Source organism: Pseudomonas sp. ANT_J28 (assembly GCF_008370005.1).
Taxonomy (GTDB): Bacteria; Pseudomonadota; Gammaproteobacteria; order Pseudomonadales; family Pseudomonadaceae; genus Aquipseudomonas; species Aquipseudomonas frigoris.
The window spans coordinates 96,317-109,927 of the sequence record NZ_VOBM01000013.1 but is presented as its reverse complement, the minus strand read 5'-3'; the positions used below and the strand labels follow the sequence as shown (position 1 = coordinate 109,927).

Sequence of the window (13,611 nt, the reverse complement as noted above, 5' to 3'; positions counted from 1 at the left end):
CAGGGAACAGTAGAAGATGAAAAGCCCCGTTCTAGAGACGCGCAAGGAAACTATGCGCGAGATCATTCGCAGCTACCCCAATGGACGCGAAGGCGCTGCAGCTCGCCTGGGAATGAAAGTCAAAAAGTTCGACAACCACGCTTATGAAAGCGCGGGCTGCAGTCCACTGACTGACGCTCAGGTTTACATGCTGGAGCAAGCAAGCGGCACCATCCATTTTCCAAATTATGTTGCGCAGATGTACGGCGGATTGTTTGTGGCGGTCGCCGACCCCGAAACGCTGGATAACGTCGAGCTGTATGCCCGATCGGTTCAGGTGTCAGCGAAACGCGGCTGCGTTGACCAGGCGATCGCCCGGGCACTGGAAGACGGCTCGATCAACGAAGAAGAAGCCGAAATCATCCTCAACGCTCACAACCTCCACATGGCGGCACGCCACGCCGAAGTGCTGGCAGCCATCGACCTGTACCGCGCCAAACCGGGGAAAGGCCAATGAACAATCTACCAGCAGTACAGGAGTATCAAGACATGCTCAAAGCCGCGGCTTTTGCGTTCCTTGAACGGCACCGGTGCGAACACCTGGGCGATGATCAGCAACTGTTCAAGCGAGCTGTTCAGCACCTCGTAGCAGATTACAACGCTGTGGCTCAGCACGCCGAACGGTTGGTGCATCTGGCCAGCAGCGAGATGTCAGCGGTGAGCGACCGGCAGCGACTGGACATTATCAGCAGCACATCCACGCACACCGTGATCTTTGATACAGCCACCGGCAACGCCTGGGCAATCCCGGTCAGCCTGATCTACGAACGCATCCTCATTGCTCCCGATAACGGGCGCTTCCGCATCACCACTTCGTAATACCCACCCAATAAATCCCCTGTCCCACCGCCGTGGGTTTGGGTGAGCTGCGCCCGAAATTGAGGTTTGACGATGGAAAACGCCCTGAACATCAACGCAAAACTGACGCCTCTAGAGGCTCAAGCGCTCTTGGCCAACCTGCGCGAGCAGTACCGTCTCAACTTCAACGAACTCTGGTACGCAGACCAATTCCGCCTGATTCCCGATGGACTGCGCCACGGCTCAATCCTCGCCAACTGCCCCGTGATGGCCGCTCAGAAACACCTTATCGGCGCCCTCTCCCTCTTCCTCAAGAAAGTGAAGTAACCCATGAAAGAGCAACTGCGCAGCGACGTGATCGAGCGCCTGAAAACCGATTACGGGCTTAAGCACCGGGCAAGCACTGACTACATGCGCGGCGGCACCTGCCCGAAATGCCGTCAGAAAACCCTGTACACACGGTTTTCGGCTCCATGGCTGGTGATCTGCGGCAGGCCTGAAAAGTGCGCTCACACGTTGCATGTGAAGGAGCTGTACGACGACCTGTTTGAGGACTGGAGCAAACGTGCGCCGGCAACCGATCAACACCCGAACGCAACCGCCCGTGCCTATCTGGAGTTCGCCCGGGGCTTTCGCATCGAGCTGATCCAGGGCTGGTTCACCCAGGAAAGCTTCTACTCCGGCGAACACAACGCCGGCAGCGCTACCGTTCGCTTTGCGTTGGAGAAGGGTGGCTGGTGGGAACGCCTGATCGACCGACCGCACCGCTTTGGAAAGATGAAAGCCCGGTTCAAATCGAAGGACAGCTATCGCGGCGTCTGGTGGTGCCCACCCTGCGTGGACCTGCTGGAAGCGAAAGAGATCTGGATCGTCGAGGGCATCTTTGACGCCATCGCCCTTGTTCACAACGACATCGTCGCGGTGTCGGCAATGTCCTCGAATGCCTTCCCCGAGGAGTCACTGCGAGCTCTCGCCCGTGACCGCGAAGGGAAGCTGCCCAAGCTGGTTTGGGCACTCGACAACGAATCGGGCGCCCACGCCTACACCAAGCGCTGGGCGAAGCAGGCGCGAGTCCTTGGGTTCGTCTGCGAGGCTGCCCAGATCCCGCTTCGTGACGGCCGGAAGAACGATTGGAACGATCTGCATCAGCGTTGGGGCTTCATCGAAGACGAAAGCGAACAAGCCGACCAGGTCGCTGCTGATCTCAAACAAGCACGTCACCAAGGCGCCCTGCTGCTGGCGGAGAGCGCCGCCGAAAAAGCGCTGCTGATGTACGACTGGAACAAGCGCGGTGAATTCCACCTGGGCTTCGGCAGCCGCCTGTACTGGTTCAAGTTGGACATGGAGAAATTCAACCGGGCGATGCAGGACATCGAGGACAGCGAAAACCACGACGACCAGTTGCTCAATCAATCACAACAGCGCGAGAAAGCGCTGCAGCAATCCGGGAGCGTGGTCGAGATCGCCAACTGCTACCCACAAGCCCTGTATTTCCAGCGAAACGAGGTCACGGACGAGTCCTGGTACTACCTGCGCGTTGACTTCCCGCACGACTCCGAAAGCGTGAAAAACACCTTCACCAGCGGCCAGCTTTCTGCTGCCAGCGAATTCAAAAAACGACTGCTCGGTATGGCTGCTGGCGCCATGTACACCGGGAGCGGTCAACAACTGGACAAACTTATGAAGGATCAACTGTTCGGCATCAAAACCGTGTCGACGATCGACTATGTGGGCTACAGCAAGGAATACGGCTGCTACGTCTACGACGACATTGCGATCAAGGATGGCGTCTCCTACAAGGTCAACAGCGAGGACTATTTCGAGTTCGGAAAACTGCGTCTGAAGACACTGCAAAAAGGCGTGCCCATCAAGCTGCAGCGCGATGGCAAAGACTTCAACGAAGCATGGCTGCAGTTGCTGTGGACGTGCTTCGGCGCACAAGGCCTGGTTGCGTTGGTGTTCTTTTTCGGCTCGCTGTTCTGTGAGCAGATCCGAGGATGCTACCAGTCGTTTCCTTTTCTGGAGGCCACCGGCGAGGCCGGCGCCGGCAAGACCACCCTGTTGAACCTCTTATGGAAACTGCTCGGCCGGGAAGGCTATGAAGGCTTCGATCCGATGAAGTCGACAAAAGCTGGCCGCTCGCGACTGATGGGCCAGGTGTCGGGGATGCCCGTCGTGTTCCTTGAGGCCGACCGTCACGGCGATGATCGATCGCACGCCAAGACGTTCGAGTGGGACGAACTCAAAGACTTCTACGGCGGCGGCACCTTGGCCACCAAAGGTGTGAAGACTGCCGGCAACGAAACCTATGAACCGCCGTTTCGCGGGACGATCGCTATCAGCCAGAACGCCGCTGTGGTCGCCCATGAGGCGATCATGACCCGGATCGTGAAACTTCACTTCATCCGTCCGATCGTCACCCCGCAAAGCCGTGTTGCGGCGGACAAGTTGAACGCCCTGGACGGCGGCACGCTGAGCCACTTCCTGATTCAAGCGGTAGGTAAAGAATCGGCCGTGCTCGAGCTTTTCGCCCAGCGCATGCCCGAACACGAAGCCAAGCTGCGCCGCCTGCATACCCACTGCTTTGCTTGCGGCACCGAGTATCCCAACGAACAAGGCAACTGCCGCAGTTGCGGGTATGACCTGCGCGGGTACATCCGCGTCGAGCGGATCAGCAAGAACCACGCGCAACTGCTTTCACTGCTCGACGCGCTGCGTTTGATTCTGAAACTGGACGAGCCCCAAGTCGCAGCTACCCAACGTCAGATCGTGCGTATGGCGATCGAACGTCAGGCCTCGATCAGCTCCGACCACCCGGCCGTTGTCGAGTTTTGGGAGGTGTACGACTACCTCGAATCGCTCAGTGGAGACCCCGTGGTCGACCACAGCAGTGACCCGAGCGTCATCGCAATCAACCTCAACGAATTCAGCGAACGCGCCGCCGAACACAAACAGAAACTGGCCGACGTGGCCACCCTGCGCGACCTGCTGAAAGAGTCCCGCTCCCACAAGTTCCTGGATAGCAACAAGGCCGTGCACAGCGCAGTACGTGCCGCGTTGAACAACCGCAACCCGTGTTCACTACCCCGGCCGACGACAGTGAAGTGCTGGACATTCAAGGCTTAAAGGAGAGTACGACCAATGCAAATTCAAGTGTTTATGGGCAATGCCGGCGACGGCAAAACCAGCAAGCTGCAGGCAGTTCAAGACCGACTGGAGTTTGCAGGCGAGAGCGCGCCGATCATCCAGGCAGGTGCTTACGGGGAGGACGGCTTGCTGGAGATTCTGGAAGTTCGGGCAGCAGGTGGTCAACGCGAGATTCTGGTGGACGACTGCAGCAGGCAACAGATTTTGAGCGTACTGGAGTGGCAATCGTGCACTGAGGAAGATTCTGATTACGCCGACCTGGTTATCCACCTTGCCCGCCAGGACTGACGGGCAAGAGAAACGATGTCGAGGAGTTGGCCTCCCCGACATCAACCACCACTGAGGGCAGACCATGCAAGCACAGCACCAAAGCAGCAGCGATTCGAAGGCTAACACATTGGCCAACATTGACGCCCAGTCCGCCCGGCATCTGATGGCTATTCGGATTGTCGGCACCGCGTTGTTCGACTACCAGGTGCGGAAAACCGCTTATGCGCGGATCCGCCTTGAGTGCCTTACCGGCTTCGCCAAAGAGCTTGGCGACATTGATGCGGCTGAGTTCGCCGTTGTGGCTCAGCTGTTAACTGGCGATTCATCGTCGTGGCACGACACAACTGATCGGACTTTCACACTTGAAGGAGCAACACTATGAAAACGTTATTTGTCCTCATGGCCCAATACGATGGCCAAGTTGTGATTCCCTTGGATCGAGTTTGTAAGGACTATTTTACCCATCTCACCACGGATATGTTTCAACGCAAGGTGGGGGCCGGACAAATAAAAATCCCCATTACGCGCATGGAACCGAGCCAAAAAAGCGCAAAGGGGATTCACATTACAGACCTTTCTGAATACCTGGATGCTCAGCGCGCCGCTGCCGTCAAAGAGAGCAATCAGCTGAATAGCGCACCACGCAGTAGCTAATTCACTTCAGCGTCCTGGCGCCCAATTTTATGGGCGCCTGTAGGATCTTCTCGTACCACTCCCATTTCGCATATACATCACCTCGTCCCCGCAGATGGGTATAACGCCGCATTGAGTTCCAATCGCGATGCCCCGACACACTCGCTACCCGAGGAATATCCCAGTCCATTTCGAAAAGCCGGCTAACGCCATCGTGGCGCAGGTCATGAAAGTGCAGGTTATCAATGCCAACCATATGACACGCTCTTGTCCATGAAGCGGATACAGACTCCGCGCTGTACGGAAATATCTCAGGCAGCACCTTCGGCATGGTTTGCATAATGGCCCATGCTTCCGGCGGCAAATGGCACCAGACATCATTGCCGATCTTCTGACCGGGGTTTTTCATGTCGCGTACCAATACCCGCTGGCCCACCTCATCTAGGTCTGCCCATTGAATCCGCGTTATCTCCTCCTGACGGCGTGTTGAGAACAACGCAAACCCCGTCATTTTGAGCATATTGATCGAAGTTGGACGACGGGTTTGGATACCCTGAAAGTGCTTTAATAGTTTGTCGAGCTCGTCCAAAGTGGGGCGCCGGTCACGCTCGCGACTTTTCATGTTGTACCCAAGCTTTTTTAACACCCGTCGGGCATCTGCCATTGCATGTGGCTCGATCTCATACCCCCAAGCGGGACGAGCAATCGAAAGCACCGCGCCAAGGTGTGCGAGATCGTTACCGGCTGTCTGTGGCTGAACGCCACCCCCCTCCTCATCCATACGCCAAAGCGCATACTCAACCAACAGCTGACTGTTGACGTCCTGGTCATTCAATTTACCCAGGTACGATTCACTGATTGCTTTGAGTGTGGCGAGCTTGGTTTTCCCGAGCGGTCGAACCTTTTTCATTTCTGCCAGATACCGGTCAATCATTTCCTTGATCGTCGCGCCTTTGCGGTTTGCTCGTTCGATCGCGCCCGGCTGATCCAACTCCGATTCTCGTTTTCGAACCCAAGCCTGTGCTGCCTGTTTTCGGGCGAAGGTCTGACTCTCTTGGTAAACTTGCGCACCATCGCGAGTCAGGCGTATCTGTGCCGTGTAACTGGTGCTGCCATCGGTGCGTTTCCGTGCTCTGATCGTGGCCATGGTCAATTGGTACAATTGCTAAAGGGATTGGTACATTGTAGCAACGGCCTTAAAAAAACGCCTATTTACCCTTTAAAACGGCCATAAATGCGCAGAGTAAAATGTTAGATAAATCAGCTACATACCCAGCAAACTCACGCCCTACACTGTCTAGACGCTTTAGCGTTGCACCTATGATGGATTGGACAGACCGCCATTGCCGTTTTTTCCTGCGCCTGCTCTCCAAGCACGCCCTCCTCTACACAGAAATGGTCACCACCGGCGCGCTGCTCAACGGCGATCACGACCGCTTCCTCCGTCACAACGAAGCCGAGCACCCGCTCGCCCTGCAACTCGGCGGCAGTGTGCCGCTGGACCTGGCGATGTGCGCGCGCATGGCGCAGGACCACGGTTACGACGAGGTCAATCTGAATGTCGGCTGCCCGAGTGATCGAGTGCAGAACAATATGATCGGTGCGTGCCTGATGGGGCATCCGCAGTTGGTGGCTGATTGTGTGAAGGCTATGCGTGATGCGGTGTCGATTCCGGTGACGGTGAAGCACCGCATCGGGATTAATGGCCGGGACAGTTACGAGGAGTTGTGTGATTTCGTCGGCACGGTTCGGGATGCCGGGTGCGCGAGTTTTACGGTGCATGCGCGGATTGCGATTCTGGAGGGGTTGTCGCCGAAGGAGAACCGCGACATTCCGCCTCTGCGCTATGACGTGGCGGCGCGGTTGAAAACAGATTTTCCGGAGTTGGAGATTATTCTCAACGGCGGGATCAAGACGCTGGAAGCCTGTCACGAGCATTTGCAGACGTTCGACGGCGTGATGTTGGGCCGCGAGGCGTATCACAATCCTTATGTGATGGCTGAAGTGGATCAGCAACTGTTCGGCAGCACGGCGCCGGTGATCAGCCGGGCCGAGGCGCTGGCGCAGTTGCGGCCTTATATAGCGGCGCATATTGATGCGGGCGGCTCGATGCACCACATTACTCGGCATGTGCTGGGGCTGGGTACCGGGTTTCCGGGGGCGCGGAAGTTTCGGCAGTTGTTGTCGGTGGATATTCATAAGGCTAAAGAGCCTTTGGTACTGCTGGATCAGGCGGCAGAGTTGCTTGAGGGGCGTTAACGGTCGCTTGGGTTGAACCTGTGGTCTGATTTGGCATCGTATTTACCGATACCGCGCCCCGCCTTTCAAACATCCGTTTTCCGGATGTTGCCGCTGGGCCCCTCGATACGTACACGCACCCTTGAGTGGCTGTCAGCGCTCGGGTAATGTCATTAGACCCATAGGACAGAGCACGCCCATGACTTCCAAGCTGGAACAACTCAAACAAATGACCACCGTGGTTGCCGACACCGGCGACTTCGAAGCTATCGCTCGCGTTAAACCGGTGGACGCTACCACCAACCCTTCCCTGCTGCTCAAAGCGGCGGCCATTCCCGGTTATGCCGAGTTGCTGAACGCTTGCGTCAGCGACTGCAAGGGCGATGTGGGCCTGGCCAGCGACCGTTTTGGCGTCGCGGTAGGGCAAGAAATTCTGAAAGTGATCCCTGGCCGTATTTCCACCGAAGTGGATGCGCGCCTGTCGTTCGACACTGACGCCGTATTGAAGCGTGCGCACCGTCTGATCGACCTGTACGACAAGGCCGGCATTGGCCGTGACCGCGTGCTGATCAAGATCGCTTCCACCTGGGAAGGCATCCGCGCTGCCGAGAAGCTGGAAAAGGAAGGCATTCAGTGCAACCTGACGCTGCTGTTCTCCTTCGCTCAAGCGGCGGCTTGTGCTGACGCAGGCGTATTCCTGATTTCGCCGTTCGTAGGCCGCATCTACGACTGGTACAAGAAGGCCAACGGCAACGACTACACCGGCGCGGATGATCCGGGCGTGCAGTCAGTGACGCGCATCTACAACTACTACAAGGCCAATGACTACAAGACTGTGGTCATGGGCGCGAGCTTCCGTAACCTGAATCAGATCGAGCAACTGGCCGGTTGCGACCGTCTGACCATCAGCCCGGATCTGATTGATAAGCTGGCGGCGGACACTGGCAAGCTGGAGCGCAAATTGGCCCCGGGTCATGCCGGTGAAGCTCGCTTGAACTTGAATGAAGCGCAGTTCCGTTGGTTGTCCAACGAGGACGCGATGGCGACCGAGAAACTGGCTGAAGGTATTCGTCAGTTCGCTCGCGACCAGGAAAAGCTTGAGGCGTTACTGCAAGCCAAGCTCTGATCCAAAAGCGCAAACGCAAAAAGGGCGACCCCTCACAGGTTCGCCCTTTTTTGTGTGCAGTCGCTTATGGAATCAGTGACGCTCGAGCGCGTTCACCAGATCATGAAACGCTTCACGATTGGAGTCGTTGAGGCCCATGAGGATCTTGTGCGCTTCGAGCACTTTGATCCGCACCACTTCTTCGGACTGATCCTGGTCTGGCAGGTCGGTCAGGCACTCAGGACACGGGATCGGGCGGTCAACGATGTTGAATACTTGCTCGAAGCCCATGGACTGCAGCAGACGGGTGATGTCTTCGTGGGTGGTGACGACGGTCGGCAGCAAGCCGACCTTTTGCCGCGACAGGATCGACAGCTTGGCCAAAAGGCCAAGGGTGGTACTGTCGATGCTGCGGGTTTCGGTCAGGTCGATCACGATCGCGTTGAAGTTCAACGCCGTGAAGATCCGCTCAATAGTCGCATCCAACGCCGAACACAGGGTCAGGCGAACTTCACCGACGAACTTCAGGACGAAGGTGCCATCCTGCTCGGCGAACTGGATTCTACCGGTACTCATTAAATATTCCTGCTCAGCACCAACAGGGCGATATCATCCGGCATCTCCCCTAGCGTGGCCAATCCAAAAACCTGCCGCAGACCATCCAGGCTGCCGCCCGCTGCCTTGACCCGCTGGGGCAAAGCCGCTTCTTTTTCTTTGAGTGTAGGCTCTGGCAAAAGGTCCAGAATGCCATCGGACATCAGCGTCAGGCTGAACGTCGGCGGCAGCTCCAGTACGTGGTCTTCGTAGGTGGCTTCATTAAAGAGGCCCACCGGCAGACCACGCCCTTCCAGATAACAAACACTGTCTGGCGTGTACAACACAGGCAACGGCAAATGACCACCGATGCTATAGGTCAACAAACCTGTCTCCTCGTCGATGACTCCACCGACCATTGTGACGTGTTTACCCAGCTTACAACTGATCAGGCCTCGGTTGATATGACCAAGGACCTCTGAAGGCTTGAATTCCGGCAATGTACCGCTGCGCTTGGATTCGAACAGCAAGCGCGTGGTCATGAACTTCAGCAGCACGGTAACGAAGGCTGAAGAGGCGCCATGACCGGAAACGTCCGCCAGATAGAAGGCTACCCGACGCTCGTCGACCCGAAAGTAGTCGACGAAATCACCCGACAGGTACAGCGAGGGGATGATCTGGTGAGCAAACTGGAACTCGTCGATGGTCCAGGGGCTGACCGGCAGCATGTTCATTTGCACCTGGCGACCGGCGTTCTGGTCTTCCTGGAGCAGGTTCAGGCTGGCGGCGAGCTCGCGGTTGGCCTTTTCCAGCTTCTCGCGGTAGCGCTGGTTTTCCAGCAGCAGGCGCGCACGATCCAGGGCCCGGCGCACAGAATGCTCGAGCACAGCCAGATCTTCGAGAGGCTTGATCAGGTAATCCGCAGCGCCCAGGCGCAGGGCCTCGACCGCGTCGTTCATCACGCCGGCGCCCGAAACCACGATCACCGGGGTTTGTGGCGACAGCTCGGTGACCTGGCGAATGAGTTCGAGTCCGCCCATCTGTGGCATGCGCAGATCGCAGATGACCAAGTCGGGCTTGTCTTGCTCGAATACCTGAAGACCCTGCTGGCCATTGCTGGCCTGCAAGACGCTGAAACCACTGTCTTCCAAATAGGCGGCGAGGCTCGCGCGCACTACTTCGTCATCATCGATTATCAGCAGCGTGGCACTGGTTTTTGGCATGTGGGCAAACGGCGCCAGAATTAGGTTGGCGTAGCAGGCAGGGGCTTTGTCCCGGCTCTCACTACTGGATTCGCTTTCTAGCCTCTCTACTGCACTGTTTTCGAGCGTTTGCCCTACACACAGGCACACCAGAGGTGCCCTTCTAAGGCGCAGACGGTACTCCCATCCGCGAGGCGTTTCAAGCTCACGCCGATGGTCACTTGACGTCTTTCGATTTCAAATCACCGGGAGTTATAAGAACAGGCAGAACCGTAACGTAATGGAAGGTTCAAACCCATCAGTCAAAGCAGCCGGGAAAGCCAAACGAAAGAAGGCGGCCCACTGGCCGCCCTCTTCGTTTTTACCGGTCGAAATCAAAAATCGTCTTCGACCTGGCCGTCTTTGACTTTGAATTCGCGGTTCTGCAGGTACGCATTGCGGATGAAGGTGTACTTGTCGCCGGTGATCAGCTTCTCACTCGACAGCAGATTTGCGCGGGTGTCGATGATGTTCAGGCCGAAAATCGAGTTACGCACGGGCACGTCGTTGATGTAAGGGTACGGGCCGGTGTAGCCGTCGACATACTTGGACGGCGCGTCACGCAGAGTGCTTGGGCCCAGCAACGGCAACATCACGTAAGGGCCGCTGCCTACGCCCCAGTAGCCAAGGGTCTGGCCGAAGTCTTCGTCATTGCGTTGCAGGCCCATCTTGGTGCCCACATCGAAGAAGCCCAGCAGGCCGAAAGTGGTGTTGAAGATCAAGCGTGCGGTGTCGACGCCAGCGGCGGCCGGTTTGGCCTGCAAGATATCGTTGGCAAGGTTGGTGACTTCACCGACGTTGCGGAACATGTTGTGGATGCCGTCTTCAAGGAACTGCGGCGTCACGAACTGATAGCCCTGAGCCAAAGGCTTCAGCGCATAGGTGTCGAGCACATCGTTGAACTTGTAGATCGGGCGGTTGAAGCTTTCCCAAGGGTCGTCTTCCGAGGCTGCCTGGGCAACGAACGGAACCAGCAATACGCTGGTAAACACACAAAACTGAGCTAGATGATTGCTCCAGCGCATAGAAAAACTCCTTGGATTGTACTGGCGCGGGCGCTTGGCCCAAGCGTTAAGCAGGCTAGTATAAGACGGAAAAGCCGCTTTAGGCAGCACCGCGCAAGGCATGATTGTGAGCGATTCACATCAGTGTCACTCAACTGTCACCGTCGCCCCCTAGCCTTGAGGCTATTTCAGGGACGTTGATATGCCGCACGCCGAAACCTTGCCCCACATTGCGCCCAGCCTGACCGCCGTACTGTTCGGCCTCAGTGGTTGCCTGGTGGATTTCGGTGCCCGCACACGTGCACACGGCATCCCCTCTGCCATGCACGCCGAGGCCACGCCCGGCGCGCTGGATAGCCTGCGCAGCTTGCAGCATCAGCAGATTCCCTGTGCTTGGCTCGATGAACTTCCCCCTGCCCTCAGCCATTCCCTGGCCGCTGCCTTGCCTTCATGGATCAAACCCTCGCAACACCCCGAAACAAACAATCCATGGCCGGCACCGCACGCCTGCTGGCAAGCCTTGATGACGTTGAATGTTGAACGACTGGAGGGTTGCGTTCTGGTCAGCGGCGAACCGCGATTGCTGCAAGCGGGGCTCAATGCCGGTTTGTGGACTATTGGGCTGGCGTCCTGCGGCTCACTCTGCGGCCTGGCGCCCAACGAATGGCAAGCGCTGACTCAGCAGGAACGGGAATTCAAACGAGGCAAGGCAACGGTGCAACTGTTCGGTCTTGGTGTGCATTCGGTGATCGATCACCTCGGTGAACTCGACACCTGCCTGGCCGACATCAGCCTGCGCCGGCTCAAGGGCGAAAAGCCCTGATCGAGATCATGCAGGTTGCGCGCGAGTGGATTAATCTAAAGGTCAAGCCATAGACCTTTGGCGTGCTGCTGCGGTCTATGCCAGTGCCTATCGATAAAAGGAAGAACGCCATGCCTGCCCGCGAACTGCAACAACAGCTCAATACTCTGCGCGAGCAATTGGAACAGAATCCACCGCTGACCGAAGCCGAGCGCGAAGACCTGCACGCGCTGATGCAACAAATCGAACTGGAAATTGAGTTGGAAACCAAAACCCAGGACTCCAGCCTCTCCGACAATGTGAACCTGGCCGTTGAACGCTTCGAAATCGAACACCCGACCCTTGCTGGCACCTTGCGCAACATCGTGCAAGCCCTGGCCAACATGGGGATCTGAACCCGCTGAATACAAAAAAGCCCCGCTAGTGATAGCGGGGCTTTTTAATGTCTGCGACTTGCAATGCAATCCCCTGTGGGAGCGGGCTTGCTCGCGAAGGCGGAGTGTCAGTCACCATTGATGTTGAATGTAACGGCCCCTTCGCGAGCAAGCCCGCTCCCACAGGGGTTATTTATTGACGGACCAGACGGTGGTTTGGCAGTTGAACGGTTTCAGTACTGCGATACGGGTTGATGTCCAACCCACCGCGCCGCACATACCGCGCATACACCGTCAGTTTCTCCGGTTTCAACAACCGTTGCAGGTCGAGAAAAATCCGCTCCACGCACTGTTCATGAAAGTCCGAGTGCTGACGGAAGCTCACGATGTATTCCAGCAAACTCGCGTGATCCAGCGCCGCGCCACGGTATTCCACCACCACGCTACCCCAGTCGGGCTGACTGGTAACCGGGCAGTTGGATTTGAGCAAATGACTGTGCACGTTCTCCTCCACGATGCGCGATTCATCGCAACGCAGCAGTTCCGGACGCGGATGCTCATAGTTGCTGACACTGATGTCCAGATCATCAATGCACACGCCCGGCAACGCCACGACGCCTTCGGCCTCGACGTCCTTCAGGCTGCGAATCCGCACGCCGACCGGTTTACCGGCAGCGGCCGACAGGTCTTTGGCCAACGTCGCTTCAAGGCTCGCGGTGTCGGCAAACGGAGTCTGGTTCAGGGAGTTGAGGTACAGCTTGAACGACTTCGATTCGATGATATTCGGCGAATCTGCCGGGATACTGAATTCGCCAATCGCCACCACTGGCTTGCCGGACGGCAACAGCCAAGACAGCTCGAAGCAGTTCCAGAAATCCACGCCCTTGTATGGCAGGGTTTCAGCCGTCAGGCCCAGTTCGGCCCATTTCGCGGTCCGCGGGATCGGGAACAGCAAGGACGGCGTGTAGGTGGCGATGTATTCGCTGGATTTGCCCAGCGGCGAGTGTTCGGCTGCGGGATGCATGGCGGAAACCTGACTGAAGAATCAGCGGATTCTACCAGCCTTTGCTCCCGCCTTTGAGTGCTTACTGACTGACAGTCAACTTGCCGACCATGCCGGCCTGGTAATGAGCGGGGATGTTGCAGGCAAATTCCAGGTTGCTGGCCTTGGTGAAGGTGCAGGTCAGCCCGGCGGTTTTGCCTAGTTCGACGAGCACATTGTTGGGGTCGTCGTGTTTCATTCCATGCTCCATACCGGCCATGGCGCCGTGGTCCATTTCCTTCAGGCCTGTGGCGTGAGCATGCCGGTCTGCTGCATCTCCGACGCGCACCAGTGATTTGCGCAAAAACATAGTCGTACTCCAACAAGATAAGGTTCAGCCTGTGGAAAACACTAAACTGCTGCGACTGCCCGCAACCTGACAAC

The 13,611-nt window shown here is 57.2% G+C and carries 16 protein-coding genes and 1 pseudogene; 11 read left to right on the top strand and 6 right to left on the bottom strand.

Annotation, left to right across the window (positions count from 1 at the left end):
• The first annotated feature begins 16 nt into the window (after positions 1-16).
• The 7 genes from FQ187_RS11635 (at position 17) to FQ187_RS11605 (ending at position 4,908) form a co-directional block, all read left to right on the top strand.
• Positions 17-496 (top strand): YmfL family putative regulatory protein, encoded by a 480-nt coding sequence (locus tag FQ187_RS11635; protein ID WP_149629569.1) that lies wholly within the window; start codon positions 17-19, stop codon positions 494-496.
• Complete coding sequence (locus FQ187_RS11630; protein WP_149629568.1) at positions 493-858, top strand: hypothetical protein; 366 nt, start codon at positions 493-495, stop codon at positions 856-858. Before FQ187_RS11635 ends, FQ187_RS11630 begins: the two co-directional genes overlap by 4 nt.
• 72 nt (positions 859-930) lie before the next feature.
• Positions 931-1,164, top strand: coding sequence for a hypothetical protein (locus tag FQ187_RS11625; RefSeq protein ID WP_149629567.1), 234 nt, complete (start codon positions 931-933; stop codon positions 1,162-1,164).
• 3 nt (positions 1,165-1,167) lie between these two features.
• Positions 1,168-3,963 (top strand): toprim domain-containing protein, encoded by a 2,796-nt coding sequence (locus FQ187_RS11620; protein WP_149629566.1) that lies wholly within the window; start codon positions 1,168-1,170, stop codon positions 3,961-3,963.
• Positions 3,964-3,978: 15 nt separating this feature from the next.
• Positions 3,979-4,272 (top strand): hypothetical protein, encoded by a 294-nt coding sequence (locus tag FQ187_RS11615; RefSeq protein WP_149629565.1) that lies wholly within the window; start codon positions 3,979-3,981, stop codon positions 4,270-4,272.
• Between the two features lie 64 nt (positions 4,273-4,336).
• A complete protein-coding gene (locus FQ187_RS11610) occupies positions 4,337-4,636 on the top strand; it encodes a hypothetical protein (RefSeq protein ID WP_149629564.1) in 300 nt (99 codons plus the stop codon).
• Positions 4,633-4,908 carry a pyocin activator PrtN family protein gene (locus FQ187_RS11605; protein ID WP_134100886.1) on the top strand — a complete coding sequence of 92 codons (276 nt, stop codon included), beginning with the start codon at positions 4,633-4,635 and terminating at the stop codon, positions 4,906-4,908. The genes FQ187_RS11610 and FQ187_RS11605 overlap by 4 nt, the downstream gene beginning before the upstream one ends.
• Before the next feature lies 1 nt (position 4,909).
• Here the strand turns inward: FQ187_RS11605 and FQ187_RS11600 are convergent, their stop codons facing one another.
• The gene (locus FQ187_RS11600) at positions 4,910-6,034 is read right to left on the bottom strand and encodes a tyrosine-type recombinase/integrase (protein ID WP_149629563.1); all 1,125 of its coding nucleotides are present in this window, start codon (positions 6,032-6,034) and stop codon (positions 4,910-4,912) included.
• 101 nt (positions 6,035-6,135) lie between these two features.
• Here FQ187_RS11600 and dusA point away from each other — a divergent pair, with 101 nt between their 5' ends.
• Both dusA and tal read left to right on the top strand, forming a co-directional pair.
• Positions 6,136-7,146, top strand: a complete 1,011-nt coding sequence (dusA, locus tag FQ187_RS11595; protein ID WP_149629562.1) for a tRNA dihydrouridine(20/20a) synthase DusA — start codon at positions 6,136-6,138, stop codon at positions 7,144-7,146.
• A gap of 178 nt (positions 7,147-7,324) precedes the next feature.
• Positions 7,325-8,251, top strand: coding sequence for a transaldolase (tal, locus tag FQ187_RS11590; protein WP_149629561.1), 927 nt, complete (start codon positions 7,325-7,327; stop codon positions 8,249-8,251).
• 72 nt (positions 8,252-8,323) lie between these two features.
• On the opposite strand, the gene rssC is transcribed toward tal, so the two are convergent.
• From rssC to FQ187_RS11575, 3 genes are all read right to left on the bottom strand, one after another.
• Positions 8,324-8,806 (bottom strand): anti-sigma factor antagonist RssC, encoded by a 483-nt coding sequence (gene rssC / locus FQ187_RS11585; protein WP_007935262.1) that lies wholly within the window; start codon positions 8,804-8,806, stop codon positions 8,324-8,326.
• Complete coding sequence (rssB, locus tag FQ187_RS11580; protein WP_149629560.1) at positions 8,806-9,987, bottom strand: two-component system response regulator RssB; 1,182 nt, start codon at positions 9,985-9,987, stop codon at positions 8,806-8,808. The genes rssC and rssB overlap by 1 nt, the downstream gene beginning before the upstream one ends.
• Before the next feature lie 353 nt (positions 9,988-10,340).
• A complete protein-coding gene (locus tag FQ187_RS11575; protein ID WP_149629559.1) occupies positions 10,341-11,030 on the bottom strand; it encodes a VacJ family lipoprotein in 690 nt (229 codons plus the stop codon).
• Between the two features lie 181 nt (positions 11,031-11,211).
• Between FQ187_RS11575 and FQ187_RS11570 the strand changes: the two genes are divergently transcribed.
• Positions 11,212-11,832, top strand: a complete 621-nt coding sequence (locus tag FQ187_RS11570; RefSeq protein WP_149629558.1) for an HAD family phosphatase — start codon at positions 11,212-11,214, stop codon at positions 11,830-11,832.
• A gap of 110 nt (positions 11,833-11,942) precedes the next feature.
• Positions 11,943-12,206: a DUF4404 family protein gene (locus tag FQ187_RS11565; protein WP_129442940.1), complete on the top strand. Its 264-nt coding sequence runs from the start codon at positions 11,943-11,945 to the stop codon at positions 12,204-12,206.
• Positions 12,207-12,378: 172 nt separating this feature from the next.
• On the opposite strand, the gene queF is transcribed toward FQ187_RS11565, so the two are convergent.
• A complete protein-coding gene (gene queF / locus FQ187_RS11555) occupies positions 12,379-13,209 on the bottom strand; it encodes an NADPH-dependent 7-cyano-7-deazaguanine reductase QueF (protein ID WP_149629557.1) in 831 nt (276 codons plus the stop codon).
• A gap of 61 nt (positions 13,210-13,270) precedes the next feature.
• Positions 13,271-13,506 (bottom strand): annotated as a pseudogene (locus FQ187_RS11550) (plastocyanin/azurin family copper-binding protein); the annotation flags it as partial.
• Positions 13,507-13,611 lie beyond the last annotated feature (105 nt).